This window comes from Stenotrophomonas maltophilia group sp. Smal13 (assembly GCF_030236855.1).
Classification (GTDB): Bacteria; Pseudomonadota; Gammaproteobacteria; order Xanthomonadales; family Xanthomonadaceae; genus Stenotrophomonas; species Stenotrophomonas maltophilia_A.
Map to the genome: position 1 here is coordinate 314 of NZ_JASJSQ010000149.1, position 5,554 is coordinate 5,867.

General features: G+C 69.3%; 6 protein-coding genes. 2 read left to right on the forward strand and 4 right to left on the reverse strand.

The annotated features are described in order from the left end of the window. The 4 genes from QRO95_RS24750 to QRO95_RS24765 form a co-directional block, all read right to left on the reverse strand. The coding region (locus QRO95_RS24750; RefSeq protein ID WP_404830390.1) for a DoxX family membrane protein at nucleotides 1-235 on the reverse strand (235 nt) is incomplete at its 3' end. A gap of 2 nt (nucleotides 236-237) precedes the next feature. Next, nucleotides 238-894, reverse strand: coding sequence for a hydrolase (locus QRO95_RS24755; protein WP_049422794.1), 657 nt, complete (start codon nucleotides 892-894; stop codon nucleotides 238-240). Then, nucleotides 891-1,334, reverse strand: coding sequence for a helix-turn-helix transcriptional regulator (locus QRO95_RS24760; RefSeq protein ID WP_053091059.1), 444 nt, complete (start codon nucleotides 1,332-1,334; stop codon nucleotides 891-893). The genes QRO95_RS24755 and QRO95_RS24760 overlap by 4 nt, the downstream gene beginning before the upstream one ends. Before the next feature lie 50 nt (nucleotides 1,335-1,384). After that, nucleotides 1,385-1,717 carry a hypothetical protein gene (locus QRO95_RS24765; protein WP_032128091.1) on the reverse strand — a complete coding sequence of 111 codons (333 nt, stop codon included), beginning with the start codon at nucleotides 1,715-1,717 and terminating at the stop codon, nucleotides 1,385-1,387. Nucleotides 1,718-1,813: 96 nt separating this feature from the next. Between QRO95_RS24765 and QRO95_RS24770 the strand changes: the two genes are divergently transcribed. Both QRO95_RS24770 and QRO95_RS24775 read left to right on the forward strand, forming a co-directional pair. Beyond that, a complete protein-coding gene (locus QRO95_RS24770; RefSeq protein WP_285303684.1) occupies nucleotides 1,814-4,843 on the forward strand; it encodes a sensor histidine kinase in 3,030 nt (1,009 codons plus the stop codon). Continuing rightward, nucleotides 4,836-5,489 carry a response regulator transcription factor gene (locus tag QRO95_RS24775; RefSeq protein ID WP_107432195.1) on the forward strand — a complete coding sequence of 218 codons (654 nt, stop codon included), beginning with the start codon at nucleotides 4,836-4,838 and terminating at the stop codon, nucleotides 5,487-5,489. Before QRO95_RS24770 ends, QRO95_RS24775 begins: the two co-directional genes overlap by 8 nt. The last annotated feature ends 65 nt before the right edge of the window (nucleotides 5,490-5,554 follow it).

Below are 5,554 nucleotides of genomic sequence, written 5' to 3' on the forward strand. Positions count from 1 at the left end.
GGGTCTGCCAGCCCAGCAGCACGGCCAGCCCTGACAGCACCTGCAGCAGGGCCAGCAGCAGCGGCAGCGGTGCCACCGCTGGCAGGCCGAAGCCGCGCAGTTCGGTGGCGAAGCCGGCCAGCCCAGGACCGCCGAACCAACCGAACAGCTTGCCCAGCGCGTGGGGCAGCAGGAATCCCCCGGCTGCCACGCGCAGCATCAGCAGGGCCAGGTCGAGGCCATGGCCAGCCAGCATGCTCAGTGCCCGCCTTCCTGCGCGCCGAACATGCGCTTGGCGTACTGGATGCCGATGCCATAGCCGCCGGCATGGTCGCGGGCAATGCCGGTGGTCAGCTCGTAGGTCTCGCCACGCGCCCAGTCACGCTGCAGCTCCAGCAGGTACTGCACGCTGGTCATCGGCACTGCACCGGCCTGCACCATGCGGGTGATCGCACGCTCGTGGGCTTCTTCGCTGACATCGCCGCAGGCATCGGTAATCACATACACCTCGAAGCCCTGTGCCAGCGCCGACAGCGCCGGTCCCACGATGCAGACGCTGGTCCACAGGCCGGCAACAACCAGGCGACGCTTGCCGATGCGGTTGATCTCGTCGATCACCGGCTGGTCTTCCCAGGTGTTCATCGAGGTGCGGTCGAACACCGTCTGGCCCGGGAAGATCTCCGGCAGTTCCGGGAACATCGGGCCGGAGAACGACGCTTCGGCGACGGTGGTCAGCAGCACCGGCACGTTGAAGCCCTTGGCGCCCTTGCTGATCAACGACACGTTGTTGCGCAGCGCGGAGATGTCGATGGTGTGGGTAGCGAACGCCATCTGCGACTGGAAGTCGATCAGCACCAGGGCATGGTCGGTGGGCGACAAGAGGGCCGGGGCGGGCGTGGCGGTGGCAAGGCTCATGGTTGGACTCCGTTGGAAACACGATCAGGGGGAAGCAACAGGGCGGCATCACCGGCCAGGTACTGGCCGGGGCTGCAGCCGGTCTCGGCGCGGAAGCTGCGGACGAAATGACTCTGGTCGAAGAAGCCCAGCTGCTGCGCCAGGCAGGACATCGGCAGCTGCGCGACCGGCAACAACTGGCGCGCACGTTCGATGCGGCGACGGCGCACGTAGCGCAGCGGGCTTGCACCGGTACCGGTCCGGAACAGGCGCACCAGATGGAAGCGGCTGACGCAGGCGGCTGCGGCCAGCTCGGTCACCCGCAGCGGCTGCGACAGGTGCTCATCGACATAGCGCAGGGCGCGCTGCAATGCGGCGGCCTGCTGCGGTGCCAGCGCCACGGCGGGCGGATCGGGCGAAAAGACGGTGGCCATGCGGGACGCCGCGAGGGGGTGCCCCATGGTGCGTGGCCGCCGCACGATGCCCTACCCCCGTCGGTCGAGGCCAGCACCTACCCGAATGGGGGAGGCCGACGCCCGAGCAGGCGACGACCGAACAACCGCGCATCCAGTGAATAGGCGCCAGGGCCCAACATCAACAGCGCCAAGGGCAGCACCACCTGTGACCACGGCGCCTGCTGCGCGAACAGGCCCACGGCCGCCATCAGCACGGCCAGTGGCGTCAACACACCCAGCGTGAGCATCGGCACTGCCAGCAGGCACAGCGCCGACCACCCGCCCGCATGCGTGCCGGGCGTGCACAGTGCCGCGGACAGGCACAGCCGCAGCCACAGCAGGCCGATGCCCGGCCCGCGGTCGGGGAACATCACGAACAGGCGCTGCATGGCCGGGCTCCACAGGACATGCCGGCGTGATAGCCGACCGCGGCGGCGACCGCCTACCCCGTTCGGGTCACCCCGGACTGCCCCGCACCTGCCAGAATGCGCGCCATGCGTGGCCGCCCCTTCCAGGTCCTCCGTCGCCTGCCGACGCTGCTGACGTGCCTGCTGCTGTGGACCGCCCTGCCCGCTTTTGCCGTGCAGCGCCCGCCGGTGAGCGGCGGGCTGCCCGGTTACGAGCACACCGCGTGGCGGGTCGGCCAGGGTGCACCCGGCGATATCTGGGACATCACCCAGGACCGCGACGGCCTGCTGTGGCTGGCCACCGGCTCGGGCCTGTACCGCTTTGATGGCCGTCGCTTCGAACGGCAGGCAGCGCCCGTCGGCAGCCAGTTCCCGTCCACCAACATGGTCACACTGGCGCATGCCGCCGACGGTGCCCTGTGGATCGGCTACTTCCAGGCCGGCATCAGCCGGTTCGCACAGGGGAGGCTGCACAACTACGGCCGCGAGCAGGGGGTGCCGGTCGGCGTGGTCCCACGCTTCAGCCAGGATCGCCAGGGCCAGCTGTGGGCGGCGATCAATGGCGGGCTGCGCCACTTTGATGGACAGCGCTGGCAGCCACTGCCGGCCGCAGCCGGCCTGCCCGAGCGCCGTGTGCAGTGGGTGCTGCACGACAGCCGGGGCAGGTTCTGGGTGCTGGCCGACCTGAAGATCTGGATGCGTGCGACCGGCCAGACCACGTTCGAGGACACCGGCATCGCGGTCTCGCAGATGGCAACGCTGGCCGAAAGCCCGCAGGGTGAAGTGTGGTTGGCCGACCGGGTGCGCGGCACCTCACCCCTGGCCAACGCGCAGGGCCTGTTGGCGGCCAGCGAACGTGAAGCGCGGCGTCTTCCGGAACTGGTTGCTGCACGCCTGCAGTTCACTGCCGATGGCGCGCTGTGGGCCACGATGAGCCCGCACGGCGGCGTCGCCCGCATCACCTTCGACGGCAGCCGCGCCGTGCGCATGGAGCGCTTCGATTCGCCGCACGGGCTGACCGCCACCTCGGCGGTGCCGATCATCGCCGACCGCGAAGGCAATCTCTGGGTCGGCACCAATCTCGGCCTCAACCGCTTCCGCGCACGCAGCGTGCACACCCTGGCAGTGGGCCCGAGTGATCCCTACCGCTCGCTGGTGCGGGCCAGCGATGGCCGCGTGTATGGCTATGGCGAAGACCTCAAACCCTACGATCTGCGGCGCACTCTGCTGGATGGCAGTGCCCCGCAGCTGCAGGCCGCCGCGCGCCAGGCACCCACGCCGATCTGGCAGTTCGATTGGGTCAATCTTGCGCGCACGGTCGCCGGCCACACCTCGTTGATCCCGCTGCCGGCCCCGTTCACCGGGCAACCGCTGCACGCCCTGCTGTTCCCCGACGACGCGCAGGCATGGGTGTGCACGGGTGAACGCGGCGTCCTGCACTACCTGCATGGCCAATGGCAGCGCGAGGTCCGCCTGCCCGAGCAGGCCTGCTCATCGCTGGCGCTGGATGCCCATGGCCAGCTGCTGCTCGGCTATGCCGACGGCCGCCTGCGCCGGATGAGCGCGGGCCACATCGAGAGCTTCGATGCCAGCCAGGGCCTGTCGGTCGGGCCGATCACCGCAATGCTGCATCACCAGGACCTGCTGCTGGTCGCCGGCGAAGCCGGTCTGGCTGCGCGCGTTGGCAACGGTCGTTTCGTTCCGGTGCGTACCGACATGGCCGGCGTACTGGAAGGCATCACCGGCATGGTGGCCGATCCGAACGGACACCTCTGGTTCAATGGCAGCCGTGGCCTGGTCCGGCTGGGGAGCCATCAGCTGCGACGGGCGCTGCGCACCGGGCAGCCGGTGACGCCACGCCTGTTCGATGCGGTCGATGGCATGCCGGGCATCGCCCTGCAGAGCGGACCGATCGCCACCGCCACGCTGGCCGATGACGGACTGCTGTGGCTGGCCACCAACCAGGGCCTAGCCTGGCTGGACACCACCCGCTCGCACGTCAACACCATGGCGCCCAGCGTGCGCATCGGCGAAGTACTGTATGGCAGTGAGCACGAGCCACTGCGCGATGGCCTGCGCCTTCCGGCCGGCACCAGCCAATTGCAGATCGATTACGTGGCGCTGTCGCTGGCACGTCCGGAGCGCAACCGCTACCGCTATCGCCTGTCCGGCGTCGACGACGGCTGGCAGGATGCCGGCAGCAGCACGCGGGCGTACTACACCAACCTCGCCCCGGGCAATTACCGGTTCGAGGTGGAAGCCGCCAACGAAGACGGCATCTGGAGCACTGCACCGGCCAGTCGCAGCTTCCGCATCGCCCCCACTTTCATGCAGACGGTGTGGTTCAAGCTGCTGTGTGCGGCCGCGATCCTCGCACTGCTGGTGATGGCGGTGCGCATCCGCAGCGGGCAGCTGGCCGCGCTGTTCCGCGCGCGCCTGCAGGAACGCAATGGCGAACGCGAACGCATCGCACGCGACCTGCACGACACCCTGCTGCAGGGCAGCCAGGGCCTGATCCTGCGCCTGCACGCGATCAGCCAGTCGCCGCAGACCCCGGAGCAGGTACGCGGCCAGCTGGAATCGGCGATGCAACTGGCCGAGCGCAACCTGGCCGAGGGCCGCGAGCGGGTCAATGCCCTGCGTGAGGGACCGTTCGCTGGCCGCGACCTCGCTTCGGCACTGGCCGATGTGCACGCCGAGTACGCCGGGCATGGCACCAACCCACTGCGCCTGACCGTGGAAGGTGCAACGCCACCGCTGCAGGCCGACGCGGCCGAAGAAGTGTTCCTGATCGGGCGTGAGGCGATCCGCAATGCGTTGCGTCACGCCAACGCCAGCGCCATCGAAGTGGAGCTGTCCTACGGCACGCGGTGCTTCCTGCTGCACGTGCGCGACGATGGCGTCGGCATCGCCGACGACAATGCCGGCCATGGTCATTGGGGCCTGCAGGGCATGCGTGAGCGCGCGCAGCGCCTCGGTGCGGAACTACAGCTGTGGACCCGCGCCGGACTGGGGACCGAAGTCGCGCTGGCGGTTCCCGCCCGGCGCCTGTATCACCGCCGCCCATCGCGCTGGCGCTGGCCCTGGAGTAAAGCAAACCATGACTGAGTCCCCTGCCCTGATCGGCGTGCTGGTGGTCGACGACCACCCGCTGCTGCGTGACGGCCTGGCGGCGCTGCTGGGCGCACAACCCGATCTGCGCCTGCTCGGCGAAGCCGCCGATGGCGAGGAAGCCATCGCCTGCTACCAGCGGCTGCAGCCCGACGTGGTACTGATGGACCTGCAGATGCCACGGCTGGATGGTGTGGAAGCGATCGTGCGGATCCGCGCGATGGACCCGCGCGCGCGCATCATCGTGCTGACCACCTACCGCGGTGACGTACGTGCGGTAAGGGCACTGCAGGCCGGCGCCAGCGCCTATCTGCTGAAGGACATGCTGCGCCATGAGCTGGTCGATACGATCCGCATGGTCGCTGGCGGCCGCCGCGCACCGATTCCCCCGGCGGTGGCGGCCAGCATCGCCGCGCATGTGGTGGAAGACCGGTTGTCGCCGCGCGAAACCGAGGTACTGAGGCATGTGGCCGGGGGCCTGTCGAACAAGCGCATCGGCGAGCGCATGCAGATTTCCGAGCAGACGGTGAAGGCGCACATGAAGAGCCTGATGGACAAGCTGGGCGTGGGTGATCGCACGCATGCGGTGACCCAGGCGCTGCGGCGCGGGATCATCAGCCTGGACGACAGCGGTCACGATTAGGGGTTGTTCGGCAGGGCTTGCAGCCCTGCACCCGCGGTAGTGCCGGCCGCTGGCCGGCAACCTCA